Here is a 25,513-nt window from a genome sequence, read left to right on the forward strand (position 1 = left end):
GTTGTCCGGGATTTGGTAAACTGAGAACAAGATTGGAGGAAGACGCATGGCTATACTTGAGTTACAGGACGTGACAGGCGGTTACACGAGGAAACCTGTCCTGCACGATGTATCATTCAACATTCAAAAAGGCGAACTGGTCGGACTGATCGGTCTGAACGGAGCCGGCAAGAGTACGACCATCAAACACGTGATCGGGCTGATGAACCCGCAGGGCGGCACCATCAGTATCAACGGGGTCACATTCGCCGAAGATGCAGGAATGTACAGGAAATCGTTCAGCTACATTCCGGAGACACCGGTGCTGTATGAGGAGCTGACACTTCGCGAGCATCTGGAATTGACGGCGATGGCGTACGGCATTCCCCAAGATGTCTTCGAGGCACGCTCAGCGGCACTGCTGAAAGAATTCCGTATGGAAAAACGGCTGAAATGGTATCCGTCCCACTTCTCGAAGGGGATGCGGCAGAAAGTGATGATCATGTGCGCCTTCCTGGCAGAACCGTCTCTGTATATCATTGACGAGCCGTTTGTCGGGCTGGATCCGCTCGGTATCCGGTCATTGCTCGCCCAGCTGACGGAACGGACGGAGCGGGGGGCTGCAGTGCTCATGTCGACACACGTCCTGGCGACAGCGGAAAAGCATTGCGACCGGATCATCCTGCTGCACGAAGGCCGGGTTCGTGCGTCGGGGACGATGGACGATCTCAGGAGAGCGTTCGGGCGGCCGGATGCATCCTTGGATGATCTCTATATTGCAATGACAGAGGAAGCGGACCATGAACAGCTTACGTGAATTGTGGGGGAACCGGTTCGGGAAATATGCAGCAGAGCTGCAGCGTTATTTACAGTATGTCTTCACCGGACACCTGGCGATCGTCCTGCTGTTCTCGATCGGAGCCGCCGGCTATGCATACAGTGAATGGCTGAAGGATGTGCCGCCTGGATTACCGGCCGCCTGGATTGCCGCTGTCCTGATTGCCGCGGTGATAACGCTGGCAACGCCTGTCACACTGCTGAAACCGGCGGATGCCGTCTATCTGCTGCCTCTGGAGACGGAACTGCCTGCTTATATGGGACGTGCCCTGACGTGGACATTCTTCTCGAAGCTGCCGCTACCGGTCATCCTGTTCATCGTTTCGCTGCCGATGCTGAGTGCGTATGGATTGGGCAGTAAACCGCTGTATCTCGTGCTGTTCATCCTGATTCTCGGCGCAGTCTGGCTGAATGTGCGCTCAGAATTCGCGTTTCGCGGTGCCGAAGAAGGGCAGGGGATCTGGGTGGACCGTGCTATCCGGTTCCTGGCGGGGACAATCACCATTTACGGAGTCTTGACCGCCTCCTGGGTTCTGGCGGCAGGGGCGGCAGTCATATTTGCTGCCTACTATGTATACTGGGTGAGGCGCGCGGCCGGAAAGCCGTTCCCGTACACCCACTTCATCGAGCTTGAACAGAACAGGATGATGGGGTTCTACCGTTTTGCAAATTACTTCACGGATGTGCCCCATCTGAAAGGGTCAGTCAGCAAACGGTCGTGGCTCGGCCTGTTCATGCGCGATCCCGCCGTGGAAACGACGGATGCACAGGCATTCCTGCTGCGCCGGACGTTCATCAGGACGGATGAGCCGTTCTGGCTGTGGCTTCGTCTGACAATGCTGTCGATGGCAGGCGCTGTGTTCATCCCGTTTCCGGCGGTCGCGTTCATCTTTATTGGGGCGCTCGCCTTTGCATCGGCGATCCAGACGCTGCAGGCGCTGCGCGGCGGCGATGAATTCCGGATGGATCTCCTGTTCCCGCATGCCGAAGAAACCCGCGGCAGGGAGATCTTCCGACTGACGGAGCGGGTTCAATGGCTCCAGGCCGTCCTTGTCATGGTCCCGGCGTTCATCCTCCACGGGCTGTCGTTGACACCGGTTCTCCTCGGGGGCATCGTCCTGATCGTTTCGGAGGCGACCATCCGTCTGACAGGTACAAGTGAACAGGAGTAGGAATATTCGAAAAAGTCCTTGCAAAGACAGCTCTGATTTCGGTACAATGGAAAAAAGAGTTCCGAGGTGAAGAAGGATGGAGAAGAAGTATTCACATGCTGAGTTCCTCAAAGCCGTTGGACAGAACAGTTCCACTATGCAGGCGGAGAAACTGCTGAATGATATCTACATCGATTTGTTTCTGAACCATATTCACCGTGAACAGACAAGGGTGCGCCTGCTCGGTGATATCGACAGCGCCCTGGACAGCCGTGACGAGCTGGCGTTCCGTAAGCTGACGTCTTCGCTCCGGTCTTTGGATGAAAATTGAATGCTTCTGGCTGCACGCAATTACCGCGTGCAGCTTTTTTTGTGAGAAAAAACGTACGTTCGCTTTTTGCTTTGGAGAAGAACGGGAATGTGCTAAACTAAAGGAATACGAGCAATACTAGGGAGTGACGTTCAGTGAAAGAAACATTCAGCCTGCAGGCGCCATATACTCCGCAGGGAGACCAGCCCGCCGCCATCCGGTCGCTGGTGGAAGGCGTGGAGAACGGCGAAAAGCATCAGACACTGCTCGGGGCGACAGGAACCGGAAAGACTTTCACGGTTTCAAATGTCGTGAAGGAGATCAACCGGCCGACGCTGGTCATCGCCCACAACAAGACACTTGCCGGGCAGCTGTACAGTGAATTCAAGGAGTTCTTCCCGGACAACGCGGTGGAGTACTTCGTAAGTTTCTATGATTACTACCAGCCGGAAGCCTACGTGCCGCAGACGGATACGTATATCGAAAAAGACTCGAGCATCAATGACGAAATCGACAAACTGCGTCACTCCGCAACAGCTGCGCTGTTCGAGCGCAACGACGTCCTCATTGTCGCGTCGGTGTCCTGCATATACGGCCTCGGGTCCCCGGAGGAATACGGTTCCCACATGATCTCCCTCCGTCCGGGCATGGAAATCGACAGGAACCAGCTGCTCCGGCGGTTTGTCGATAACCTGTACGAACGGAATGATGTCAGCTTCACACGCGGGACATTCCGTGTGCGCGGCGATGTGGTCGAGATCTTCCCCGCGTCGCAGGACGAACGGTGTATCCGTATCGAATTCTTCGGAGATGAAATCGACCGGCTCCGGGAAATCGACGCACTGACAGGCGAAGTCGTCGGCGAGCGTGAGCACGTCGCCATCTTCCCGAATTCCCACTTCGTCACAGGCGAAGCGAAAATGGAGAAAGCGATCGTACGCATCGAAGCGGAACTCGAAGAACAACTGAAGATCCTTCGGGAGAACGACAAGCTCCTCGAAGCGCAGCGTCTGGAGCAGCGGACACGCTATGACCTGGAAATGATGCGGGAGATGGGCTTCTGTTCCGGTATCGAGAACTATTCACGCCATCTGTCCCTCCGCGAAGCGGGGGAAACACCCTATACGCTGCTCGACTATTTCCCGGATGACTTCCTCATCGTGGCGGACGAAAGCCACGTCACCCTGCCGCAGATCCGCGGGATGTACAACGGCGACCAGGCGCGGAAGAAAGTGCTTGTGGAGCACGGCTTCCGCCTGCCGTCCGCCCTAGACAACCGTCCGCTCATGTTCGAAGAGTTCGAGAAGCATATCCACCAGGCGATCTATGTCTCGGCGACACCCGGTCCTTACGAAATCGAACACACGCCTGAGATGGTCGAACAGATCATCCGTCCGACAGGGCTGCTCGATCCGATCATCGAAGTCCGGCCGATCGAAGGCCAGATCGATGACCTTCTGGATGAAATCAACGAGCGTGCCGCACGCAACGAGCGGGTGCTCATAACAACGCTTACGAAAAAGATGTCGGAAGATCTGACCGATTACCTGAAAGAAGCCGGCGTCAAAGTGAACTACCTCCACTCGGAGATCAAAACCCTGGAACGGATCGAAATCATCCGGGAACTGCGGCTCGGTACATACGATGTCCTGGTCGGCATCAACCTGCTCCGGGAAGGGCTCGATATACCGGAAGTGTCGCTCGTTGCGATCCTCGATGCGGACAAGGAAGGTTTCCTCCGTTCGGAACGTTCGCTCATCCAGACGATCGGACGGGCTGCGAGGAATTCGGAAGGCCGCGTCATCATGTACGCTGACAAATATACGGATTCCATGACAAAAGCTATCGAGGAGACACAGCGGCGGCGTGAGATCCAGATGGCATACAACGAAGAACATGGCATTACTCCGAAGACAATCCAAAAAGGAATCCGTGATGTCATCAAAGCCACACAGGCTGCTGATGAAACGATTTCGTATGTGGAGAAAGTCACCGAAGGAAAGAAACTGACCAAAGAAGAGAAAGCCGACCTGCTGGCATCGCTCGAGAAAGAAATGAAAGATGCAGCAAAAGCACTCGATTTCGAACGGGCGGCAGAACTTCGGGATACGATCCTGGAATTGAAAGCAGAAAGGTGAGGAAGCATGAAAAATACAGAAATCTATATTCAGGGCGCCCGTGCGCATAACTTGAAAAATATCGACGTCACCATTCCGCGTGATGAGCTCGTCGTCATGACCGGCCTTTCGGGATCAGGGAAATCATCCCTCGCTTTCGACACGATCTATGCCGAAGGCCAGCGCCGTTATGTCGAATCACTGTCTTCCTATGCCCGTCAGTTCCTCGGGCAGATGGACAAGCCGGATGTCGACCTGATCGAAGGGCTGTCTCCGGCAATCTCGATCGATCAGAAGACGACGAGCCGCAACCCGCGCTCGACGGTCGGCACCGTGACGGAAATCTACGATTATCTGAGACTGCTCTATGCACGTGTCGGCAAACCGATCTGCCCGGTCCATGGCATTGAAATCACATCCCAGACTGTCGAACAGATGACCGACCGGGTGCTCGAACTCGAAGAGCGGACACGCATCCAAGTGCTCGCACCGATCATCTCGGGCCGCAAAGGGACGCATGTCAAACTGCTTGAGGATCTGAAAAAGCAGGGATATGTGCGTGTCCGGATCGATGGCGAAACGTATGATCTCGATGATAATATCGATCTCAACAAAAACAAGAAGCATACGATCGAAGTCGTCGTGGACCGTATCGTCATGAAAGAAGGGATCGCAGGCCGGCTGAGCGACTCGCTTGAAGCGGCGCTCCGGCTGTCCGAAGGCACCGCAGTCGTGGATATCATCGATGGCGAAGAACTGCTGTTCAGCGAGCATCATGCCTGTCCGATCTGCGGGTTCTCGATCGGTGAACTGGAACCGCGGATGTTTTCGTTCAATAGTCCCTTCGGCGCATGCCCGGACTGTGATGGTCTCGGCGCAAAGCTTGAAGTCGATCCAGGTCTCGTCATCCCGGACCCTTCGCTGCCGCTAAAAGAGCATGCAATCGTCCCCTGGATCCCGACAAGTTCGCAATACTATCCCGAACTGCTGAAGACTGTAGCGAAACATTATGGCATCCCGATGGACACTCCGGTAAGCGAACTCGCAGAAGACGATCTGAACAAGATCCTGTACGGCTCGCGTGATGAAAAGATCCGTTTCCGCTATACGAACGAATTCGGCCAGACGCGGGATAACTCGATCTATTTCGAAGGGGTGCTCGCAAATGTGGAGCGCCGTTTCCGTGAGACGTCCTCCGACTATGTCAGGGAACAGATGGAGAAATATATGGCGCAGCGGCCGTGTCCGACATGTGAGGGATACCGGCTGAAAGCAGAATCGCTCGCCGTCAAAGTGGATGGGCTCCACATCGGTGAAGTGACTGAGAAGTCGATCGTCGAAGCCCTGCAGTTTTTCGGCACGCTTGAGCTGTCTGAAAAGGACGCACAGATTGCAGAACTGATTCTGCGCGAAATCCGGGAACGCCTCGGTTTCCTCGAGAATGTCGGTCTCGACTATCTCACTCTGTCCCGTTCGGCGGGCACGCTCTCCGGCGGGGAAGCCCAGCGCATCCGGCTTGCCACGCAGATCGGCTCCCGGCTGACCGGTGTCCTCTATATCTTGGACGAACCTTCCATCGGACTTCATCAGCGGGATAACGACCGTCTGATCCGGACCTTGAAAAGCATGCGGGATATCGGCAACACCCTGATCGTTGTCGAGCATGATGAGGATACGATGATGGAAGCGGATTACCTGATCGATATCGGACCGGGTGCAGGTGTTGACGGCGGCAGAATCGTTTCAGCAGGAACTCCGCATGAAGTGATGGAAGATCCGGATTCACTGACAGGCCAATACTTGAGCGGCCGGAAATTCATCCCCCTGCCGACGGAGCGCCGGAAATCCGATGGACGGAAAGTGACCATCAAAGGGGCTGCTGAGAACAACCTGAAAAAAGTCGATGTCGATTTCCCGCTTGGGGAATTCATCGCGGTGACCGGCGTGTCGGGATCCGGAAAAAGCACGCTCATCAACGAAGTGCTCTATAAGATCCTGGCCCAGAAGCTGAATCGGGCGAAAATGCGGCCGGGGGCGTATAAATCGGTTTCCGGACTGGAAGAATTGGAAAAGGTCATTGAGATCGACCAATCCCCGATCGGCCGGACCCCGCGTTCCAACCCGGCGACGTACACAGGCGTCTTCGATGATGTCAGGGATGTATTCGCCATGACGAACGAAGCGAAGGTGCGCGGCTATAAGAAAGGACGTTTCAGCTTCAACGTGAAGGGCGGACGCTGTGAAGCATGCCGCGGAGATGGGATCCTGAAGATCGAAATGCATTTCCTGCCGGATGTCTACGTTCCGTGCGATGTCTGCCACGGCAAACGGTACAACCGCGAAACGCTGGAAGTCACGTACAAAGGGAAGAATATTGCGGATGTGCTGGAGATGACCGTCGAGACGGCTGCGGAGTTTTTCGAGAACATCCCGAAAATCCAGCGCAAGCTGCAGACGATCGTCGATGTCGGCCTTGGGTATGTGCAGCTGGGTCAGCCGGCGACTACGCTGTCGGGCGGTGAAGCGCAGCGCGTGAAGCTCGCGTCGGAACTCCACAAACGCTCGAACGGGAAGTCGTTCTACATTCTCGATGAGCCGACGACCGGCCTCCATGTCCATGACATCGCAAAACTGCTGAAAGTGCTGGAGCGTCTCGTCGAAACGGGCAATACTGTACTGGTCATCGAGCACAACCTGGATGTCATCAAGACGGTCGACCATATTATCGACCTTGGCCCTGAAGGCGGGGACAAAGGCGGCCAGATCATCGCAACCGGCACACCCGAGAAGGTGGCGGAGAATAAAAGATCCTATACCGGCCAATACTTGAAACCTATCTTGGAAAGAGATCGGAACCGCATGGCGCAGCGTGTGGAACACGCCCAGAATCCGGTGTCGTGAAACTTTTTCGCATCTGAACCGTATTAGTAGACAGAACCGAGGCACCATCATTCCACAAGGAGGCGGAAAAAATGCAGAATGAACGAAAACGCATTTTGAATATGCTCGAAAATGGGACGATCTCAACGGATGAAGCTCTGACCCTGCTGGAAGCACTTTCGCACCAGGAAGTACCCGGACAGCAGACAGGCAGTACGGCCGCAGGTCCTGAGCCAGCTGAGGACGGCAGCCAGGAACAAGAACAAGAACAGACACAGCAGCGGTCGCAACAGCAGGAAGAGCCGAAGAGCAAACAAAATACATCTGGCAAACGGTGGGACGGAGCATCTGCTGACGAGTTCATGGAAGATCTACGGAGAGACCTGTCGCAGGCCGGGGAACAGTTCATGCAGTTCATGCAGACAGCTGTCCAGAAAGTGAAGCAGTTCGACATGGAAAACCCATTCGGCAATGCCGTCGCGTTCGAGCATACGGTGAAAGAGGACGGAAAGGATATCGAGGAGCTGATTCTCGATATCGATAATGGCAAGTGCTCCATCATACCCGGGGAGGGGGATGAGATCACAGCAGCGTTTTCCGTCAAGACATTCACGAGCCAGACGGAAGAAGAAGCGAAACGTGAATTCCTGGACAAACTGGTCTGCACAGCGGATGCTCAGTCATTCCATGTCGCCAGCAGCTCGAAGATGGTCCAGGTCAACACGATGCTGACCGTCCCAAGCAAATTGTACCGGAAGATTTCCGTACGGATGCTGAATGGCGGTTTTGACATCCGCAATTTGGAGGCGGACACCCTTCGCGTGAAAACAGCGAACGGCAAAGTCAGCATGTCCTACGTGAAGTGCAGGGAAGCGGCAGCCGAAACGCTGAACGGAGAAATCCGGCTGCTCGGATTCGATGCCAACGAGTTGGATGCTCAGACTGTCAATGGTCTGGTCTATGTCGATGGGAAGGTGAAGGAGACGACGGCACGGACTCTGAACGGTTCCATTTCCGTCACGACTACCCACGACAAGGCTGATAAGATTGATGTGAAGAGCGTCGGCGGCAATATTGAGTTGTATGTGCCGAATGACCAATCGCTGGTCGGGAATCTGAAATCATCGATCGGCAGTATCAGTGTGAAGCTGCCTGATGTTGAAAAGACGGCCAACCAGGAACAGCTGCTCCACCGTTCGATGAACTTCAAAAAGGAGACGGACGATTCAAAAGCGCTGCTCCATACGTTCGCAGAGTCGAAGACGGGCTCCATCCTTGTCTGCTACAATAGCGAATCCAAATGATTGCATAAAAAGCTGCACCGTGACAGTCCCGTCCAGGACTCTTGCGGGGGCAGCTTTTTTTCTTGCGGCAGGCGGAACTGGAAAAAGAAGAAGCGAAATTGCCTTCACAACCGTGCATACAATGGTAGAATAATGCGTAGACAATCTATGTTAGCGGAGGTGGCTGTCAAATGGGCGGTGTATCTGTACAGGCGATGCGTCAGCGTTTCAATCTCGATCTGCTGGCTGGCGGGGCAGGGATCGAGCGGGAAATAGACTTGAGTGATATTTCAAGACCCGGTCTTGAAATGGCCGGCTATTTCGATTTCTATCCGAGGACCCGGCTGCAGCTGTTGGGGAAGACCGAGATCTCATTTTTTGAAAAATTGCCGGAAGCCGACCGGATAGAACGGATGCATTTGCTCTGTACACCGGAAACTCCTGCCGTCGTGCTGGCACACGGTGTGGAGCTCCCACCGGAACTGGCTTCAGCAGCCGATCGGAATGCGGTCCCCGTTCTCGGATCGGACATCCAGACGACCCGGCTGTCCGGGATGCTGACGAATTTCCTCGCGGGCAGGCTCGCTCCGATGGAGACTGTCCACGGTGTGCTGGTCGATATATACGGGGTCGGTGTGCTCATTACCGGGAAAAGCGGCGTCGGGAAAAGCGAGACAGCACTGGAGCTCGTGAAGCGGGGGCACAGGCTGGTGGCAGATGACTCGGTGGAGATCCGGGAAGTGGGCAAAAACATACTGATCGGCAATCCGCCGCCGCTTCTGCAGCATATGCTGGAAATCCGGGGTGTCGGCATCATCGATATCATGACCTTGTTCGGGGCAAGTTCTGTCAAAGACGACAAACGGATCGTCCTGGCGATTGAGCTGGAACTGTGGGATCCCGACAAAATGTACGACCGGCTTGGACTGGACGATGATAAGATGAGGATCATGGACTCGGAAGTGACAAAACTCGTCGTACCCGTCCGCCCGGGCAGGAATCTGTCTGTCATCATCGAAGTGGCCGCCATGGATTACCGGCTGAAAACACTCGGCATCAATGCCGCCGAAGAGTTCACGAACAAATTGGATGCAGTGATCCGGCAGAAATCCGAGGCTGCGCAAGAAAAGAGGTTTTCTGAGTAAATGACTACATTATTGGCAATCGATCCGGTTGCATTCTCGCTTGGACCTATCGACGTACGCTGGTACGGCATACTGATTGCGACAGGAATCGTGCTGGCATTCCTGCTCGTGCAAAGAGAAATGGTGCGCCAGCATATGCACCCCGACCTGCTGACAGACATGCTGATATGGGCAGTTCCGATCTCGATCATCTCAGCAAGGATCTATTATGTCGTCTTTTCGTGGGAGTTCTATAAGGACCATCCCGCTGATATCATCAAAATCTGGGAAGGCGGCATCGCCATCCACGGTGCGCTGATCGGCGCAATCATCACGGCGGTCATCTTCACGAAAAAGCGGGGGGTCTCCTTCTGGAAAGTCGCTGATATCACGGCGCCCGGCCTGCTGATCGGCCAGATCATCGGCCGCTGGGGCAACTTCATGAACCAGGAAGCACATGGAGGACCGGTTTCCCAGGCGTTCCTTGAGCATACGATCATCCCGGACTGGATCATGGACCAGATGACGATCGACGGCGTGACCTATCACCCGACCTTCCTGTACGAATCATTATGGAACCTTGTCGGCCTGGCTATCATCCTGTTGCTCCGGAGGGTGAATCTGAAACGGGGCGAAATCTTCTTCTTCTACATCACCTGGTACTCGATCGGGCGGTTTTTCATCGAAGGCATGCGTACGGACAGCTTGTACGGCGGAGGGCTGCGGGCGGCACAGGTTGTATCGATCCTTGGTGTCCTTCTCGGCATCGGTCTGTTTGTCTACCGGCGGTTCATCATGAAGACGGATGTGAGGTATAATGACAAGTAATGCTGATATAACAACATTGCGGAAAGGGACACAAGCGGGACTGAAAACGACCTGGTCGCTCGGAAAGATCATCTTTCCGATCACCATTCTGGTCGTCATCCTGCAGCATACGCCAATACTGCCCTGGATCGTCAAGCTGATTTCCCCATTCATGAACTTATTCGGACTGAGCGGGGAGGCGGCAATCCCCCTCGTACTCGGAAATGCATTGAACTTATACGCCGGTATCGCCGGCATCCTGTCGCTGGACCTGACGGTGAAAGAAGTTTTCATTCTCGCGGTCATGCTCAGTTTCGCACACAATATTTTCATTGAAACAGGGGTCGCCTTGAAAGTCGGCGTCAAACTGTGGATCGTGCTCACCGTCCGCTTTGGGCTGGCGGCGCTGTCCGGCATCGTCATCAATCTCGTCTGGCGCGGGGGCGGGGAACTGGCGCAATATGGGCTGTCCCCTGAAGTGACCGCTGTGCCGGAAGGCTGGCTGGACATCTTCCTGCTCGGTCTGCAAAAGGCGTCGTTCGGTGTACTCCAGCTTGCGCTGATCGTCATACCGCTCATGATCATCGTCCAGTTCCTGAAAGACCGTCACTACTTGGAGAAGTTCTCATCCAAGTTCGCCCCTGTGACAAAGCTGATCGGTGTCCAGCCGAATGCTTCGCTGACATTGGTTGCGGGACTCGTCATCGGGTTGGCATATGGTGCGGGCGTCATGATCCAGGCTGTCCAGGAAGACGGCGTCAGCAATCGGGACGCGACGCTGTCGTTCGTCTTCCTCGTGGCCTGCCACGCCGTCATCGAGGATACGCTGCTGTTCGTGCCGCTCGGCATCCCGGTATGGCCACTGCTGCTCATCCGGATCGTCACTGCATTCGCCCTGACGATTGCAGTCGCTTTTTTCTGGCGGAACCGGCTGCAGGAGAAATTAGAGAAAGAGAGAGATGCTGTTCATGGATAAACCAATTACGACCATCCTGTTCGATTTTGACGGAACCTTGCTTGATACGAACGAACTGATCCTGCAGTCATTCGAACAGCTGCTGGAACTCCATTATCCGGGCCGCTATACACGTCCGGATCTTCTTCCGTTCATGGGTCCGACGCTTAAGGAAACATTCGACAGCATCGATCCGGCCAAGACGGATCAGATGATTTCAGAATACCGCGAGTGGAACATGGCCAATCATGACCGGCTCGCAGTCGAATTCGACGGGGTCACGGAAGTGCTGACGCGGCTCAAAGCGCATGGCATCCGCATGGCGATCGTATCGACGAAACGCAATGATATGGTTTGGAAAGGGCTTGAACTCATCGGTATCGGCCGCCTGTTCGACACCGTCGTCGGACTGGATGATGTTACGAACGCAAAGCCGGATCCCGAACCGCTGCTTCTGGCGATCGAGCGTCTCGGCGCATCGAAAGACGAGGTGCTCATGGTCGGGGACAATTCCCATGATATCGAAGGCGGGAAGAACGCGGGCGTCCGGACTGCCGGCGTCGCCTGGTCTGCGAAGGGGCCGGAATTTCTGTGGACCTGGAATCCCGACTTTATGCTGACCCACATATCCGATCTGTATGAGATTACCGGAGTGCCCGCGCAATGAGGAAGACGGAGCGGTATCCGGTGAAGTGGGAAGGCAGCTCACTCTGGAATCTGTACAAGACCGTGTCGTTCGCCAAAATCGCGAAAAATTTCGCGGTCATCCAGATCGCCCGCTATACGCCGTTTTTCCGCATGAAGAACTGGCTGTACCGGACATTCCTGCGTATGGAAGTGGGAAATCGGACCGCGTTCGCCCTCATGGTATTTCCGGATGTCATGTTTCCTGAACGGATCCGCATCGGCAGCAACACGATCATCGGCTTTAACACAACAATCCTTGCGCATGAGTATTTGACGGATGAATACCGGATCGGGGATGTCATCATCGGCGATAGGGTCATGATCGGAGCGAACTGCACGATCCTCCCTGGCGTGACTATCGGCGACGGAGCTGTTGTGTCCGCTGCGTCGCTCGTCAACAAAGATATTCCGCCGGGCGCCATGGCGGGTGGCAACCCTGTCCGCATCATCTTCACAGAAGAAGAAGCTGCCAGGCGGAAGACGGATGTCCCGAAGGTTTAGCATTGAGGGAAAGAAGATATGGTATACTGAAGACACATTGCAAGAAGGGGCGTCCTCAATCGTTCCTTCTTGTTTTTTCGGAGGAATCTGTTTGGATAAAAATCATCATCAAAACACAACTAACATAATCCCATTTGTCCCGAATGGTGACTTCTATTACGCCCGGGCACTGACCGAAATCCAGAAGGAGCAGTTCCAGGAAGCGCTGAAATACTTGAAGCGGGCAGCCGAACTGAGTCCTTCCGACCCCCGGATCCTGACGCAATACGGTGTTATGGTCATGGAGGAGGGACGGTTCGATGAAGCACTTGAACTGCTGCTGCAGGCATTTGAATTAGCACCGCAGGACGCGGATGTCGTCTATTATCTTGCGGAAGTGCATGCGCATCTCGGTATGCTGAGGGAAGCACGCCTCTTTGCGGAACAATACACCGAAAGGGCGCCGTCTGGGGAACTGTACGAGGAAGCGAAGGAGATCATCGAATTCGCCGAACAGGAAGCTGCGTTCCTGGCGGAAGAGAACCCGGAGGACGAAGAGGTCCTGCTGCTTCAGGAAAAAGCCCGGCGGATGATGGAGTCGGGGGAATTCGATAAAGCCGTTGGTGTACTCGAGGACATCATCGCCGATTATCCGGAGTCCTGGACGACGTATAATAACTTGGCGCTCGCCTATTTCTACCGCGGGGAGACAGCGGATGCCCGGGAGCTGCTGTACGATATCCTGAAGAACGACAAGGGAAATGTGCATGCACTGTGCAACTTGGCGGTCTTCTACTATTATGAAGGCGATCAGGAGAAGCTGATGCCGCTCATCGATCTGCTGAAAAAGATCCGCCCGTACCAGTTCGATCACAGATATAAGCTCGGCGCGACGTTCGCCCTCATCGGCTGCCACCCGGAAGCCTACTACTGGCTCAGGAGCATCCAGCGGAAAGGCTTCGAAGGAGACGAAGGGTTTTTCTTCTGGCTGTCGCAAGCGGCCTTTTTCTCGGGACGCCGCAAGCAGGCGGAGGAGGCATTCGCCCGGCTGATCGAACTCGACCCATCGAAGAAAGGGCTGGAACCATGGCTCGATGCGGATCTGCAGAAATTAGAGGACGACTCAAGCTATGTGCAGGACAAGCAATTCCTCCTTGAAAAGATCGGCAATATGTACAGGAGTGAGCGGATGTTCGGGTTTTTCCTACTTGGGAAGTCGATCCACAAACAGGAGATCATCGCCCATCCGGCATACATTGACGTAGAAAAACTGTCCGATCTCGAGAAGTTTGTACTGGCAGGCAGCCTTGACTATCAGCTCGTGGAAGACACGGCGGCCGATAAGGCGTTCAACCGGGCGATGGCGGCGACGGAGTACCTGTATGAACAGAACAGACCGCTTGACCGTCAGGGAACTCACTTGTTCCAGATGTGGTTCTCCCTGTTCGAAATCGGCCTTGAGAAACAATACCCATTCAAGAACCCTCCCGCGATTGCTGCGGCTGCTGATTATATGTTCCGTTCGTCCCGCGCCAAAGGGATCACCAAGACAGGCATCTCCAAACAGTACGGCATCAGTACGCAGACACTGACCAAGTACGTCGGCGAGTTATTCACCTTCCTGCCGAACTTCTCCTGAGTAAGCCGGAACACCTGGAGTACAGGCAGATTAGTTGATGGAACATCGAAAAACTTATACGATTTGGACAGAAGAACTACCGAAAGAGGAGGAGCTTGAATGTCAGCTGAAACAATCTATGATGTAGTGATCATCGGCGCAGGGCCTGCAGGTATGACTGCAGCCGTCTATACTGCCCGCGCGAATATGAATACGCTCATGCTGGAGCGCGGTGTGCCGGGCGGCCAGATGGCAAGCACGGAAGAAATTGAAAACTATCCGGGATTCGAGTCGATCCTCGGGCCGGATCTTTCCACTAAAATGTTCGACCATGCGAAACGCTTCGGAGCGGAGTATGCATACGGGGACGTAAGCGGCATCGAAGACGGCAAGGAATACAAGACGATCACCGCAGGCGGGAAAGAGTATAAAACAAAGAGTATCATCATCACGACAGGTGCTGAGTACCGCAAGATGGGCATCCCGGGCGAAACTGAACTGACCGGCCGCGGTGTCAGCTACTGCGCGGTCTGTGACGGCGCATTCTTCAAAAACAAAGAGATCATCGTCGTCGGCGGCGGAGACTCGGCAGTCGAAGAAGGTACGTACCTGACGCGTTTCGCGAGCAAAGTGACAATCATCCACAGACGCGATGAACTGCGGGCTCAGAAGATCCTTCAGGAACGCGCTTTCGCAAACGACAAGATCGATTTCATCTGGGATACGACTGTCAAAGAGGTCCATGGAAAAGACGGCAAGGTCGATTCCGTGACACTGGTCTCCACGAAAGACGGCTCCGAGCGGGAATTCAAGACGGAAGGTATGTTCATCTACATCGGACTTGACCCGATAACCGCACCATTCAAGAATCTCGGAATCCTTGACGAGCATGGGTACATCAAGACGAACGAAGTGATGGAAACGGAAATTCCTGGCATCTTCGCCGCAGGCGACGTCCGTGAAAAACTTCTCCGTCAAGTCGTGACAGCGACAGGTGACGGAAGTATTGCAGCCCAGTCCTGCCAGAAATACGTCGAGGAATTGAACGACGCCCTCGAAACCAAAGTGTAAAAGTCTTTCCTTAACGCAACATTAATGTGTTTGTAATGTTCCCGCAATATAAAAGGGATATACTAAAAGTGTTGATTGACCCCCTATTTTTAAATACTTTTGAAGGCTGCCGGAAAGTACGTTGCCGGCAGCTTCTTTTTGTGTCGTTTTCCTATGAAATCGATTATACTTAAAACTATGTGAACAAAAGAAGTGAGGCATCGTGTATGCAAAGAATTGTTAATCTGCTAGTAGAAAAAGATGGTCAGGTACTGTTGCTCAAAAAACCACGGAGAGGCTGGTACGTCGCTCCGGGCGGGAAAATGGACGCAGGGGAATCGATCGTCGAGACAGCCATCCGTGAATTCACGGAAGAGACAGGAGCGACTCCTGTGGACCCCCATTTGAAAGGCATCTACACAATGGTGATCCGCAGAGGGGACGAAACAGTGGATGAGTGGATGCTCTATACATTCACCGGCCATGACCTGATCGGCACGCCGATGGAGGATACCGTGGAAGGGAAGCTCGAATGGCATCCGAAAGAAGCGCTGCGCACGCTGCCGATGGCGGAAGGGGATCGCACAAATCTCCTCTTTGCAGTGTCAGAACCGGGTATGCAGTACGGCACATTCACGTACACGGAAGATTTCGTCCTGCTGGATGAAAAAATTCAACACTCCATGGAAGGTGATTGAACGGATGGATAATGAGGCATTTACGGAGGAACTGGAACTGGTCATCATCACAGGCATGTCGGGGGCCGGAAAATCGGTCGCCATGCAGAGTTTCGAAGACATGGGCTATTACTGCATCGATAACCTGCCGCCTGAGCTGCTCGAGACGTTTCTCGACCTGATGCTGGCATCCTCGGATAAAAAACCGAAAATCGCAGCTGTCATTGACACGCGGGGCGGCGGTCTGTTCGACGCGCTTCTGGATGCACTGGACAGTGTCAACCGGATGGACAATGTGACGACCCGGATCCTGTTCCTCGAAGCGGATGATGAAACACTCGTCAGCCGATACAAAGAATCGAGACGGTCCCACCCGCTGGCAAACGGCCGGCAGCCGCTCGAAGGGATCCGGAAAGAACGGGGTCTCTTAAGCGATATCAAAGGACGCGCCAAGTCGATCTTCAATACGTCCGTCATGAAACCGAAGGAACTCCGTGAAAAGATCATCAAGGAGTTCTCGGCAGGCGAAGGAGAGAACTTCACGCTGAACTTCATATCGTTCGGCTTCAAGCATGCAATGCCGATCGATGCGGATGTCGTGTTCGATGTACGCTTCCTGCCGAACCCCTATTATATCGAGGCGATGCGTCCTCAGACGGGTCTCGACCAGGATGTCTATGATTATGTCCTGAAATGGGACGATACCCAGACGCTGATCAGCAAGCTGACGGACCTGTTCCAATTCCTGATCCCTCAATACAAACAGGAAGGCAAGTCACAAGTGGTCATCGCATTCGGCTGCACAGGCGGACAGCACCGTTCCGTCACGCTTGCGGAGTATTTCGGAAATCTCTTCAAAGACGACTATACAACTTATGTGACCCATCAGCATATTGAAAAAAGAAAGGGCTGACGTTATGAAGCCTTCTGCAATACGCAATAAAGTAGTGGTTTTCGGCGGCGGCACGGGACTGTCCACACTTTTAAGAGGACTGAAAAAACATCCTCTCGAACTGACAGCGGTCGTGACAGTCGCAGATGATGGAGGCAGCTCCGGCCGATTGCTGGATCAGTATGATATCCCGCCGCCAGGGGATGTAAGAAAAGTGATGGCAGCGCTTTCAGATGTGGAACCGCTGATCGAAGAGCTGTTCCAATACCGGTTCACTGCCCAGGACAGCCTGGATGGCCATTCATTAGGCAATCTGATGCTTGCGGCGATGACTGATATTACAGGTGATTTCGCTACGGCCATCAAAAAGATGGGCCAAGTGCTGAACATCAAAGGGGAAGTGCTGCCGGCGGCCAATGAACGTATAACACTGCACGCTGAGCTGGAGGACGGAACGATTGTCACTGGCGAATCGAAGATCCCGATGTACGCACGGAAGATCCGCCGGGTCTATCTGTCACCGCAGGATGCTGAACCGCTGCCGGAGACGCTCCGCGCGATACGCGAAGCGGACCTGATCATCGTCGGTCCGGGCAGCCTGTATACGAGTATCCTTCCGTCGCTCCTTGTGCAGGATATCCGGGATGCCGTGCTGCTGAGCGCTGCGAGGAAAGTCTATGTCGGCAATCTGACAACCCAAAAAGGGGAAACGTACCGATACACGGCGTCCGAACATGTCGCTGCGCTGTACGATCATGTCGGGGAGCCGTTCCTGGATGCCGTCCTGCTGAACAGCAAGGACCTTATGCCGGTACTGACAGCAGCCGGCCAGGCAGTCACCTCCTGGCCGGTCGAGTGCGATCTGGACAGGCTTGCAGAACTCGTTCCCCAAATCGTACAGGAGGACATCGCATTCGCGAAAGACGGCCGTGTGCTGCACGATGCCGATAAGGTGGCCCGGTGGTTCATGGAGGACATACTGGCAGAAGAACCATGCAAAGAAGAGGCGTGACCACCGCCGGGAAAGGGGGAAGATCATGTCTTTCGCATCGGAAACAAAGAAAGAACTGACGCAGATCGAAACTGAAGATTGCTGCACGAAAGCGGAAATCGCCGCGTTCATCCGCATGAACGGGGTCTTGTCGTTTTCCAATAAGATGATCATGCTGGATGTGCAGACGGAAAACGCTGCCATTGCGAGACGGCTGTACTCCAATCTGAAGAAGTTATATACATTCAAAGTGGAACTGCTCGTACGCCGGAAAATGCGTCTGAAGAAGAACAATGTGTATATTTGCAGGATCCGGGAAGAAGCACGGGAATTACTGGACGATCTCGACATCCTGACGAATACATTCCAGTCGAACCAGAAGATTTCGGAAGACATCATCCCGAACGACTGCTGCAAACGGGCATACCTTCGCGGAGCCTTCCTGGCAGGCGGCTCCGTCAATAATCCGGAGACGTCATCCTATCACCTCGAGGTATTCTCGCTCTATCAGGAGCATTCCGACGCTCTTGTGGAGCTCATGAACGACTACCAGCTGAACGCAAAGTCGATCGAACGGAAAAAAGGGTTCGTGGCGTATTTGAAGGAAGCGGAAAAGATTGCGGACTTCCTCAGCCTGATCGGGGCGCATGTCGCTCTCATGCGATTCGAAGATATCCGGATTGTGCGTGACATGCGGAACAGCGTGAACCGGCTTGTGAACTGCGAGACGGCCAATCTGAACAAGACGATCGGAGCAGCCCAGCGCCAAGTGGAGAACATCAAGCTCATCCAGTCGACGATCGGCCTGGAATCGCTGCCGGACCGTCTGCAGGAAATCGCGCATCTGCGTGTGGAATATCAGGATGTCACGCTGAAGGAGCTCGGAGAGATGCTCTCCGGAGGACCCGTCAGCAAGTCGGGGGTCAACCACCGGCTCCGCAAAATCGATGAAATCGCCGAAAAAGTGCGGGTGGGCGGAATAACGTAACGGATAGGAGAGAGGGAAATGATCGAAAAAACAGCAGAAGTGAAGATTAAACCCGGCCTGCAGGCGAGACAGGCGGCCCTGTTCGTGCAGGAGGCGAACCGGTTTACTTCGGATGTCTATGTAAAGCGGGATGAGCGGCAGGTCAATGCCAAAAGCATCATGGGCGTCATGAGCCTAGCTATCGCCCAAGGCAGCACAGTCCAGGTGATCACCGAAGGAGCAGATGAAGAACAGGCAGCTGCGACGCTGACTGCGTTCATCGAAGGGGAAGCGTGAACAGAAAAAAACGTCCCGGTTGACGGGACGCCTTGTCTGTTCCATTACTTGCTTTCCGATTCACGCATGTCGCTACGCGTAATGATATGGTCGATGAGACCGTACTCTTTCGCACGTTCAGCGGTCATGAAGTTGTCGCGGTCCGTATCCTTCTCGATCACTTCGATCGGCTGGCCGGTACGCTCCGACAAGATTTTGTTGAGCTTTTCACGGATGAAGAGGATGTGCTTCGCAGCGATCTCGATTTCAGTCGCCTGACCCTGCGCGCCGCCGAGCGGCTGGTGGATCATCACTTCGGCGTTAGGGAGAGCATAGCGCTTTCCTTCCGTACCCGCTGCCAATAGGAAAGATCCCATGGAAGCGGCCATACCGATACAGATCGTCTGGATGTCCGGCTTGATATACTGCATGGTGTCGTAGATCGCCATACCAGCAGTGATGCTGCCGCCCGGGCTGTTGATGTAGATCGAGATGTCCTTATCCGGGTCTTCGGATTCCAGGAATAGCAGCTGGGCAACGATGGAATTTGCCACGTTGTCATCGATCTGGCTGCCGAGCATGATGATGCGGTCTTTCAGCAGGCGGGAGTAAATATCATACGCACGCTCGCCGCGGTTCGTCTGTTCAATAACTGTAGGAATCAAGTTCATGTTCCGTTCCTCCTTTTGATGAATGAAGATGGTCGTATGTTAAAACGGTGCCCCGCTTAACCATGTCTTAATCATACAGAGTATGGTCAACAAAGGTCAAATATAACGCTTTGAAAATTACCTGTTGCATTTCGGCTTCTCAGCAAGTATACTATTATTTGTCCGCTAAACAAGAAAACAAAACGTCCTCGTGGTGCAATGGATAGCACGTAAGCCTCCGAAGCTTAAAATGTGGGTTCGACTCCCGCCGAGGACATCACAACAATCAGAAACCCCTGATCGTGAACAGTCTATGTTCGCAGTCAGGGGTTTTTGCGTACAATCCGGAACTTTTCGGGCGGCCGGCCGTATTACCATATAGACCGAACGTTTGGAGTACTCGATAGTACGGGTAAACTCCTGAAAGGAAAACACTATAGGGGGCTGGCAAAATGAAAAAGTTATTAGGGCCGATTGTCATTATCATCGGAATCATTGTTGTACTGGGATTGATATTAGTTCCGAGCTACAACAGGTTTGTCACATCGGAAGAAAACGTTGATCAGGCCTATTCACAAATCGAAACCCAGCTGCAGCGCCGGGTCGATCTGATCCCGAACCTGGTGAACACGGCGAAAGGGTATGCGAAGCACGAGAAGGAAGTCTTCACGAATATTGCGGACGCCCGCTCGAAGCTGGCAGGGGCGAACGGACCGGAAGAGCAGGCCGCAGCGAACGACGAACTGTCCGGAGCACTGAGCCGTCTTCTTGCCATCACGGAGAACTATCCGGAGCTGAAGGCCGACAAACAGTTCACCCAGCTGATGGATGAGCTGGCGGGTACTGAAAACCGGATCGCCGTCGCACGCAAGGATTACAACGGAGAAGTCGCATCCTACAATAAGCAAGTGCAGCGTTTCCCGGGCAAACTCGTTGCATCGGTATTCGGCTTTGACAAGAAGGAATATTTTAAAGCGGCAGCAGGTGCCGAACAGGCGCCGAGCGTCGACTTCGGGGACGATGAGTAATGAAACGGACAGCTGTCCGGGCACTTGCCCTGCTCGGCATGCTGCTTATGCTCTCGGCAGCAATCCTGCCGTCAGCTAATGCACGCGGTGTAGATATTGTCCAAGATAACTCGGGGATACTGTCTGAATCGGAAATCCAGCAGATCAATGACTATGGGAAGAGACTTTACAAGGCAACGGGAGCAGAACTTGCGGTACTGATTGTATCGGATACTGGTGGCCGGCCGATCGGAGAATTCGCATTGAATAAACTGCGGGAATTCCAGCTTGGTGATGAAAAGGAAAATAACGGTGCTCTTCTAGTAGTGACAACTACAAAGGATGAAGCAGATAAAAGATACTTTCGACTTGAAGTAGGCTACGGCTTGGAAGGCGCTTTGCCTGATGGGAAAGTCGGCCGCATTATTGATCAAGTTGCAAAGCCATACTTAAAAGCTGAGCAGCCGGCAAACGCTGTGATGGAAGCCTACAAAGCATTCTATAATGAAATCGCTAAAGAGTATGATCTGAATGGTGAAGAACTCCCTGTCGCAACATTTGACGAAGGCGACAGCGGAGGAGGAGGAGGCATCCCGATTGTACCGATAATCGTCATCGCGTTCATCCTCATCCAGATATTCGCTAATTCCGGAAGAGGCGGAGGAGGCGGACGCGGCGGCGGGCCAGGAGGCAGAAGCCGCGGTGTCGGCCCGATCTTCTTCCCGGGTTCGTTTGGAGGCGGCTCAGGAGGCGGCTTCGGCGGCGGTTCCGGCGGAGGCGGCTTCGGAGGATTCGGAGGCGGCGGCTCAGGCGGAGGAGGCGGCGCCGGCCGTAGCTGGTGATGTATAAGCGGTGTGTGCAGCGATCCATGTTGCACACACCGCTTTTTCCTTTTACACTGGATACAGACAGGAGGGATTGCCATGCACGTGATCTTTTATACGAAACCGGGCTGTCCGCTGTGCGATGAGGCGGAACAGATGATGCAGCTTGTCAGCGAGGAGTATCCGCTGACATGGACTTCCGTGAATATTGAAGAAGACGACAGTAAGCATGAACAATATATGCTGATGATCCCGGTGATCGAGCAGGAGGGACGGGTCCTCTGCTATGGGAACATCGGATACGCCGATCTTGTGCTCCTTTTCGGCGAGTAATGTTTAGAGTTGTGTCCGGGGGGAATAGGTTGTATACTTGGAGTATCAAGCTATTCTATTTTTTTAACTTTAGTGGGACGCTTTCCAACCATTCAGGACGGATATCGTCCTGGCAAGCAGGCGAATGAATGAAGGGAGGAGTCTTTCTGAAACCGGTTATTGTGGAGGCGCAGGAAAAGCTGGTCCCTGACATGATGGCCGTGCTCCAGCAAAGGTATCTTGTGCTGAAGCTCATCAAGACATCCGGCCCAATCGGCAGGCGGCCGCTTGCGGAGACAGCCGGCCTCTCGGAACGGGAAACCCGTTCCGTCATGGAGGCACTCCGTGACCAGCACCTGATCCAGGTGGCGAAAGAAGGGGCGCGCATCACTGCGGAAGGGGAGAGCGTCCTGTACGATCTCGAACCCCTGATCGAACTGCAGTACGAACGGAATATCCTTGGGAAGCGCATCAAGCAGACGTTCGGCATCAAAGATGTCCATATCGTCAAAGGGGACAGCTCGGAAATCGGTGCTTCGAACGAACTGCTCGGTGCTGAGGCGGCTTCTGTTTTCAGCAGCCGTATCGGCAAGGGCAGGGTCGTCGCAGTTACTGGCGGCAGCACACTAGCTTCCATCCCGAAGCATCTGAGCTGCTATCCGGGGGCGGAGGATACGCTGTTCATCCCGGCGAGGGGTGGTGTCGGCGATGATATCGGCCTGCAGGCCAACGTCATTGCCGCCACGTTCGCCCAGACATGCAACGCTTCCTACAAATCGCTGTACTATCCGGAATCACTCAGTGAAGAAGCACATGCCATCTTCCTGAAAGAGCCGGGTGCACAGCGGATGATGGACTTATACAGCTCGGCCGACTGTCTCCTGCACGGCATCGGGGATGCCCAGAAGATGGCTGTCATGCGGGAGTCCGGCGAAGATGAACGCCGCCTCCTCGCCGCCCGCGGGGCAAAGGGCGAAGCATTCGGCTACTACTTTAACCGCGAGGGCGAGATTGTACATCATCTGCGGACAGTCGGCATCCAGACGGACGACCTGAAGCGCATCCCGCTGATTCTGGCGGTTGCGGGCGGCTCGGAAAAGGCGGAAGCGATTTTGTCCTACCTGCATGCTGCCGCGAAACAGACCGTACTGATCACCGACGAAGGGGCAGCAAGGGAACTCATGAATTTCATCTGACGAACGTGAGAAGACTGTTACCAAATGGCTCCGCGGCTGACGCTGCGTAACCCATTATTATATAAACAAAACTCTGGAGGGATTCAAGATGACAGTAAAAATGGCGATTAACGGATTTGGACGTATTGGACGTATTGTGATGAGAGACTCTTTGGTACATGACGAATTGGAAGTCGTGGCAGTCAACGACCTGACGAATGCCCCAATGCTTGCACATCTTCTGAAATACGACTCGGTGCACGGTATCCTCGATGCGGATGTCTCTTCTGATGAGAACCACATCATCGTGAATGGCAAAAAGATCCGTGTCTATGCAGAAAAAGACCCGGCAAACCTTCCGTGGGGAGATCTCGGTATCGACATCGTCGTGGAAAGCACAGGTGTGTTCCGTGACGCAGCCGGTCTGCAGAAGCATATCGATGCGGGTGCAAAGAAAGCGATCTTGTCAGCACCTGCGAAAGGCGATGTCAAAACACTCGTCATGGGCGTCAATGAGCAGGAGTATGATCCGAAGGAAGACAAGTTCGTCTCCAACGCATCCTGCACAACGAACTGCCTGGCGCCGGTCGTCAAAGTGCTGAACGACAAATTCGGCGTGGAACGCGGCATGATGACGACCATCCACTCGTATACGAACGACCAGCGGATCCTCGATTTGCCGCATGAGGACTATCGCCGTGCCCGCGCAGCTGCCGAGTCGATGATCCCGACAACTACGGGAGCGGCTTCTGCCGTGACGAAAGTCATCCCTGAGCTGAAGGGCAAACTGGATGGAATGGCAGTCCGTGTGCCGACACCGAACGTTTCGCTCGTCGACTTCGTTGCGGAATTAGGCAAGGATGTCACTGTCGAAGAAGTGAACAGCGCACTGAAAGAGGCTTCTGAGAACGAATTGAAAGGCTACCTGTTCTACAGCGATCTGCCGCTTGTGTCGAAAGACTATAACGGTACACATGCATCATCGACTGTCGATGGATTGTCGACAATGGTACTGCAGGACAGCATGGTGAAAGTCATCAGCTGGTATGACAACGAGCAGGGATACGCTGCACGCTGTATCGACCTTGCGTTGTATATGAACGAAAAAGGTCTCTGATCAACCTGGCCACAGATCCATACAGACACATAAAATCTGGCTTATCGGATTGTGACCGATTATACTGAATAGATGGGCAGGAGGAACGGCATTGCCCCGTTCCTCCTTTTTTTTCACAACTACATTTGCCGTAAAGGAGTGCTTGTTCCCATGAATCCGAAACAGACGATGAAAGACATGGACTTGAAGGGGAAGCGTGTATTCTGCCGCGTCGATTTCAACGTACCGATGGAAAACGGAAAGGTCTCCGATGATACCCGCATCCGTGCGGCGCTGCCGACGATCCAGTATTTGTCCGAACAGGGAGCGAAAGTGATCCTCGCAAGTCATCTTGGACGACCAAAAGGCCAGGTGAACGACGAGTTCCGTCTGACTGCAGCAGGTGAGCGGCTGGAAGAACTGCTCGGAAAGCCCGTTGTGAAGCTTGATGAATCGACAGGAGCTGCAGTGGAATCCCGCATTTCAGAGCTGTCCGACGGCGGCGTGCTTCTGCTTGAGAATGTCCGGTTCCACCCGGGCGAGGAGAAGAACGATCCGGAGCTTGCCAAGCAATTCGCAAGTCTGGCGGATGTCTACGTCAATGATGCGTTCGGCGCTGCTCACCGGGCACATGCGACAACTGCAGGCATCGCGGAGTATCTCCCGAGTGTCCAGGGGCTCCTGCTGGAAAAAGAGCTCAGCATCCTCGGTAAAGCCTTATCCGATCCGGAACGGCCGTTTACTGCGATCATCGGCGGCGCAAAAGTGAAAGACAAGATCGGCGTCATCGACCACCTGCTGGATAAGGTCGATAATCTGCTGATCGGCGGCGGTCTGTCGTATACTTTCACGAAAGCGCAGGGACACGGGATCGGCGACTCCCTATTGGAAGAGGACAAGATCGATCTTGCGGCATCTTTCATTCAGAAGGCGAAGGAAAAAGGGGTCAACCTCTATTTGCCGATCGACGTGAAAGTGGCGGATACGTTCTCTGAAAGCGCAAACACGAAAGTTGTTCCGATCGACGGCATCGAAGCTGGCTGGATGGGGCTCGATATCGGTCCGAAAACGGCGGAACAGTATGCCGATGTCATCAAGGCTTCGAAGCTCGTCATCTGGAACGGACCGATGGGCGTATTCGAAATGGCGCCGTTTGCCGAAGGCACGAAACAAGTGGCGCAGGCGATGGCGGAGACGGATGCCTTCACGATCATCGGCGGCGGCGACTCCGCAGCAGCGGTTGAAAAGTTTGATGTCGCTGACCGGATGGATCATATCTCGACAGGCGGCGGTGCTTCCCTGGAGTTCATGGAAGGGAAAGAACTGCCTGGCGTGACAGCACTGGACGACCGACTTTAAGGAGGAGGG

Annotated in this window: 25 protein-coding genes and 1 tRNA gene; 25 read left to right on the plus strand and 1 reads right to left on the minus strand. The window is 54.1% G+C overall.

Annotation, left to right across the window (positions count from 1 at the left end; genetic code table 11):
- The first annotated feature begins 46 nt into the window (after nucleotides 1-46).
- The 18 genes from QWT68_RS01535 (at nucleotide 47) to QWT68_RS01620 (ending at nucleotide 19,102) form a co-directional block, all read left to right on the plus strand.
- Nucleotides 47-796, plus strand: a complete 750-nt coding sequence (locus QWT68_RS01535) for an ABC transporter ATP-binding protein (RefSeq protein WP_040285790.1) — start codon at nucleotides 47-49, stop codon at nucleotides 794-796.
- The gene (locus QWT68_RS01540; protein WP_040285789.1) at nucleotides 780-1,988 is read left to right on the plus strand and encodes an ABC transporter permease; all 1,209 of its coding nucleotides are present in this window, start codon (nucleotides 780-782) and stop codon (nucleotides 1,986-1,988) included. Before QWT68_RS01535 ends, QWT68_RS01540 begins: the two co-directional genes overlap by 17 nt.
- Nucleotides 1,989-2,064: 76 nt before the next feature.
- Nucleotides 2,065-2,298 (plus strand): IDEAL domain-containing protein, encoded by a 234-nt coding sequence (locus QWT68_RS01545; RefSeq protein WP_040285788.1) that lies wholly within the window; start codon nucleotides 2,065-2,067, stop codon nucleotides 2,296-2,298.
- A gap of 134 nt (nucleotides 2,299-2,432) precedes the next feature.
- Nucleotides 2,433-4,415, plus strand: a complete 1,983-nt coding sequence (gene uvrB, locus QWT68_RS01550; protein WP_290149189.1) for an excinuclease ABC subunit UvrB — start codon at nucleotides 2,433-2,435, stop codon at nucleotides 4,413-4,415.
- Between the two features lie 6 nt (nucleotides 4,416-4,421).
- Nucleotides 4,422-7,295: an excinuclease ABC subunit UvrA gene (gene uvrA, locus QWT68_RS01555; protein ID WP_290149192.1), complete on the plus strand. Its 2,874-nt coding sequence runs from the start codon at nucleotides 4,422-4,424 to the stop codon at nucleotides 7,293-7,295.
- A gap of 71 nt (nucleotides 7,296-7,366) precedes the next feature.
- Nucleotides 7,367-8,578, plus strand: a complete 1,212-nt coding sequence (locus QWT68_RS01560; RefSeq protein WP_290149194.1) for a DUF4097 family beta strand repeat-containing protein — start codon at nucleotides 7,367-7,369, stop codon at nucleotides 8,576-8,578.
- 170 nt (nucleotides 8,579-8,748) lie between these two features.
- Nucleotides 8,749-9,702, plus strand: a complete 954-nt coding sequence (gene hprK / locus QWT68_RS01565; protein WP_040285784.1) for an HPr(Ser) kinase/phosphatase — start codon at nucleotides 8,749-8,751, stop codon at nucleotides 9,700-9,702.
- The gene (gene lgt / locus QWT68_RS01570) at nucleotides 9,703-10,509 is read left to right on the plus strand and encodes a prolipoprotein diacylglyceryl transferase (RefSeq protein ID WP_290149198.1); all 807 of its coding nucleotides are present in this window, start codon (nucleotides 9,703-9,705) and stop codon (nucleotides 10,507-10,509) included.
- Nucleotides 10,499-11,464 carry a nucleoside recognition domain-containing protein gene (locus tag QWT68_RS01575; protein WP_290149202.1) on the plus strand — a complete coding sequence of 322 codons (966 nt, stop codon included), beginning with the start codon at nucleotides 10,499-10,501 and terminating at the stop codon, nucleotides 11,462-11,464. Before lgt ends, QWT68_RS01575 begins: the two co-directional genes overlap by 11 nt.
- Nucleotides 11,457-12,110: a pyrophosphatase PpaX gene (gene ppaX / locus QWT68_RS01580; protein WP_040286001.1), complete on the plus strand. Its 654-nt coding sequence runs from the start codon at nucleotides 11,457-11,459 to the stop codon at nucleotides 12,108-12,110. Before QWT68_RS01575 ends, ppaX begins: the two co-directional genes overlap by 8 nt.
- Nucleotides 12,107-12,631, plus strand: coding sequence for an acyltransferase (locus tag QWT68_RS01585; RefSeq protein WP_290149204.1), 525 nt, complete (start codon nucleotides 12,107-12,109; stop codon nucleotides 12,629-12,631). Before ppaX ends, QWT68_RS01585 begins: the two co-directional genes overlap by 4 nt.
- Nucleotides 12,632-12,722: 91 nt before the next feature.
- Complete coding sequence (locus QWT68_RS01590) at nucleotides 12,723-14,249, plus strand: tetratricopeptide repeat protein (RefSeq protein WP_290149206.1); 1,527 nt, start codon at nucleotides 12,723-12,725, stop codon at nucleotides 14,247-14,249.
- A gap of 99 nt (nucleotides 14,250-14,348) precedes the next feature.
- Nucleotides 14,349-15,299, plus strand: coding sequence for a thioredoxin-disulfide reductase (gene trxB / locus QWT68_RS01595; RefSeq protein ID WP_040285779.1), 951 nt, complete (start codon nucleotides 14,349-14,351; stop codon nucleotides 15,297-15,299).
- Nucleotides 15,300-15,505: 206 nt separating this feature from the next.
- Nucleotides 15,506-15,976 carry an NUDIX domain-containing protein gene (locus QWT68_RS01600; RefSeq protein ID WP_040285778.1) on the plus strand — a complete coding sequence of 157 codons (471 nt, stop codon included), beginning with the start codon at nucleotides 15,506-15,508 and terminating at the stop codon, nucleotides 15,974-15,976.
- A gap of 4 nt (nucleotides 15,977-15,980) precedes the next feature.
- Entirely contained in the window at nucleotides 15,981-16,868 is an 888-nt protein-coding gene (rapZ, locus tag QWT68_RS01605) for an RNase adapter RapZ (protein WP_290149207.1), read from the plus strand.
- 4 nt (nucleotides 16,869-16,872) lie between these two features.
- Nucleotides 16,873-17,859 (plus strand): gluconeogenesis factor YvcK family protein, encoded by a 987-nt coding sequence (locus tag QWT68_RS01610; protein ID WP_290149209.1) that lies wholly within the window; start codon nucleotides 16,873-16,875, stop codon nucleotides 17,857-17,859.
- A gap of 25 nt (nucleotides 17,860-17,884) precedes the next feature.
- A complete protein-coding gene (whiA, locus tag QWT68_RS01615) occupies nucleotides 17,885-18,826 on the plus strand; it encodes a DNA-binding protein WhiA (protein ID WP_040285775.1) in 942 nt (313 codons plus the stop codon).
- Between the two features lie 18 nt (nucleotides 18,827-18,844).
- Complete coding sequence (locus tag QWT68_RS01620) at nucleotides 18,845-19,102, plus strand: HPr family phosphocarrier protein (protein ID WP_040285774.1); 258 nt, start codon at nucleotides 18,845-18,847, stop codon at nucleotides 19,100-19,102.
- Nucleotides 19,103-19,146: 44 nt separating this feature from the next.
- On the opposite strand, the gene clpP is transcribed toward QWT68_RS01620, so the two are convergent.
- Nucleotides 19,147-19,776: an ATP-dependent Clp endopeptidase proteolytic subunit ClpP gene (clpP, locus tag QWT68_RS01625; RefSeq protein ID WP_276327486.1), complete on the minus strand. Its 630-nt coding sequence runs from the start codon at nucleotides 19,774-19,776 to the stop codon at nucleotides 19,147-19,149.
- Between the two features lie 160 nt (nucleotides 19,777-19,936).
- Here clpP and QWT68_RS01630 point away from each other — a divergent pair.
- The 7 genes from QWT68_RS01630 (at nucleotide 19,937) to QWT68_RS01660 (ending at nucleotide 25,504) form a co-directional block, all read left to right on the plus strand.
- Nucleotides 19,937-20,008 (plus strand) — tRNA-Arg (locus QWT68_RS01630).
- 175 nt (nucleotides 20,009-20,183) lie between these two features.
- On the plus strand, nucleotides 20,184-20,759 hold the full coding sequence (locus QWT68_RS01635; RefSeq protein ID WP_290149211.1) for a LemA family protein: 576 nt from the start codon (nucleotides 20,184-20,186) through the stop codon (nucleotides 20,757-20,759).
- On the plus strand, nucleotides 20,759-21,580 hold the full coding sequence (locus tag QWT68_RS01640) for a TPM domain-containing protein (protein ID WP_290149212.1): 822 nt from the start codon (nucleotides 20,759-20,761) through the stop codon (nucleotides 21,578-21,580). The genes QWT68_RS01635 and QWT68_RS01640 overlap by 1 nt, the downstream gene beginning before the upstream one ends.
- Before the next feature lie 81 nt (nucleotides 21,581-21,661).
- Nucleotides 21,662-21,895 (plus strand): glutaredoxin family protein, encoded by a 234-nt coding sequence (locus tag QWT68_RS01645; RefSeq protein WP_290149214.1) that lies wholly within the window; start codon nucleotides 21,662-21,664, stop codon nucleotides 21,893-21,895.
- A 128-nt stretch (nucleotides 21,896-22,023) separates the two neighbouring features.
- Nucleotides 22,024-23,070, plus strand: a complete 1,047-nt coding sequence (locus QWT68_RS01650; protein ID WP_290149216.1) for a sugar-binding transcriptional regulator — start codon at nucleotides 22,024-22,026, stop codon at nucleotides 23,068-23,070.
- An 88-nt stretch (nucleotides 23,071-23,158) separates the two neighbouring features.
- On the plus strand, nucleotides 23,159-24,166 hold the full coding sequence (gap, locus tag QWT68_RS01655; RefSeq protein ID WP_040285768.1) for a type I glyceraldehyde-3-phosphate dehydrogenase: 1,008 nt from the start codon (nucleotides 23,159-23,161) through the stop codon (nucleotides 24,164-24,166).
- Between the two features lie 150 nt (nucleotides 24,167-24,316).
- A complete protein-coding gene (locus QWT68_RS01660) occupies nucleotides 24,317-25,504 on the plus strand; it encodes a phosphoglycerate kinase (RefSeq protein ID WP_040285767.1) in 1,188 nt (395 codons plus the stop codon).
- Nucleotides 25,505-25,513 lie beyond the last annotated feature (9 nt).

Origin of the sequence: Sporosarcina trichiuri (assembly GCF_030406775.1) — a bacterium.
Taxonomy (GTDB): Bacteria; Bacillota; Bacilli; order Bacillales_A; family Planococcaceae; genus Sporosarcina; species Sporosarcina trichiuri.

What these genes read in the sequence shown, in the direction of transcription:
- QWT68_RS01545 (WP_040285788.1), top strand. Translation starts at nt 2,065, where the DNA reads ATGGAGAAGAAGTATTCACATGCTGAGTTCCTCAAAGCCGTTGGACAG.
- QWT68_RS01660 (WP_040285767.1), top strand. Translation starts at nt 24,317, where the DNA reads ATGAATCCGAAACAGACGATGAAAGACATGGACTTGAAGGGGAAGCGT.
- QWT68_RS01645 (WP_290149214.1), top strand. Translation starts at nt 21,662, where the DNA reads ATGCACGTGATCTTTTATACGAAACCGGGCTGTCCGCTGTGCGATGAG.
- trxB (WP_040285779.1), top strand. Translation starts at nt 14,349, where the DNA reads ATGTCAGCTGAAACAATCTATGATGTAGTGATCATCGGCGCAGGGCCT.
- QWT68_RS01610 (WP_290149209.1), top strand. Translation starts at nt 16,873, where the DNA reads ATGAAGCCTTCTGCAATACGCAATAAAGTAGTGGTTTTCGGCGGCGGC.
- rapZ (WP_290149207.1), top strand. Translation starts at nt 15,981, where the DNA reads ATGGATAATGAGGCATTTACGGAGGAACTGGAACTGGTCATCATCACA.
- QWT68_RS01575 (WP_290149202.1), top strand. Translation starts at nt 10,499, where the DNA reads ATGACAAGTAATGCTGATATAACAACATTGCGGAAAGGGACACAAGCG.
- gap (WP_040285768.1), top strand. Translation starts at nt 23,159, where the DNA reads ATGACAGTAAAAATGGCGATTAACGGATTTGGACGTATTGGACGTATT.
- lgt (WP_290149198.1), top strand. Translation starts at nt 9,703, where the DNA reads ATGACTACATTATTGGCAATCGATCCGGTTGCATTCTCGCTTGGACCT.
- QWT68_RS01650 (WP_290149216.1), top strand. Translation starts at nt 22,024, where the DNA reads ATGAAGGGAGGAGTCTTTCTGAAACCGGTTATTGTGGAGGCGCAGGAA.
- QWT68_RS01535 (WP_040285790.1), top strand. Translation starts at nt 47, where the DNA reads ATGGCTATACTTGAGTTACAGGACGTGACAGGCGGTTACACGAGGAAA.
- QWT68_RS01635 (WP_290149211.1), top strand. Translation starts at nt 20,184, where the DNA reads ATGAAAAAGTTATTAGGGCCGATTGTCATTATCATCGGAATCATTGTT.
- QWT68_RS01540 (WP_040285789.1), top strand. Translation starts at nt 780, where the DNA reads ATGAACAGCTTACGTGAATTGTGGGGGAACCGGTTCGGGAAATATGCA.
- hprK (WP_040285784.1), top strand. Translation starts at nt 8,749, where the DNA reads ATGGGCGGTGTATCTGTACAGGCGATGCGTCAGCGTTTCAATCTCGAT.
- QWT68_RS01600 (WP_040285778.1), top strand. Translation starts at nt 15,506, where the DNA reads ATGCAAAGAATTGTTAATCTGCTAGTAGAAAAAGATGGTCAGGTACTG.
- uvrA (WP_290149192.1), top strand. Translation starts at nt 4,422, where the DNA reads ATGAAAAATACAGAAATCTATATTCAGGGCGCCCGTGCGCATAACTTG.
- ppaX (WP_040286001.1), top strand. Translation starts at nt 11,457, where the DNA reads ATGGATAAACCAATTACGACCATCCTGTTCGATTTTGACGGAACCTTG.
- QWT68_RS01585 (WP_290149204.1), top strand. Translation starts at nt 12,107, where the DNA reads ATGAGGAAGACGGAGCGGTATCCGGTGAAGTGGGAAGGCAGCTCACTC.
- whiA (WP_040285775.1), top strand. Translation starts at nt 17,885, where the DNA reads ATGTCTTTCGCATCGGAAACAAAGAAAGAACTGACGCAGATCGAAACT.
- QWT68_RS01560 (WP_290149194.1), top strand. Translation starts at nt 7,367, where the DNA reads ATGCAGAATGAACGAAAACGCATTTTGAATATGCTCGAAAATGGGACG.
- QWT68_RS01640 (WP_290149212.1), top strand. Translation starts at nt 20,759, where the DNA reads ATGAAACGGACAGCTGTCCGGGCACTTGCCCTGCTCGGCATGCTGCTT.
- QWT68_RS01620 (WP_040285774.1), top strand. Translation starts at nt 18,845, where the DNA reads ATGATCGAAAAAACAGCAGAAGTGAAGATTAAACCCGGCCTGCAGGCG.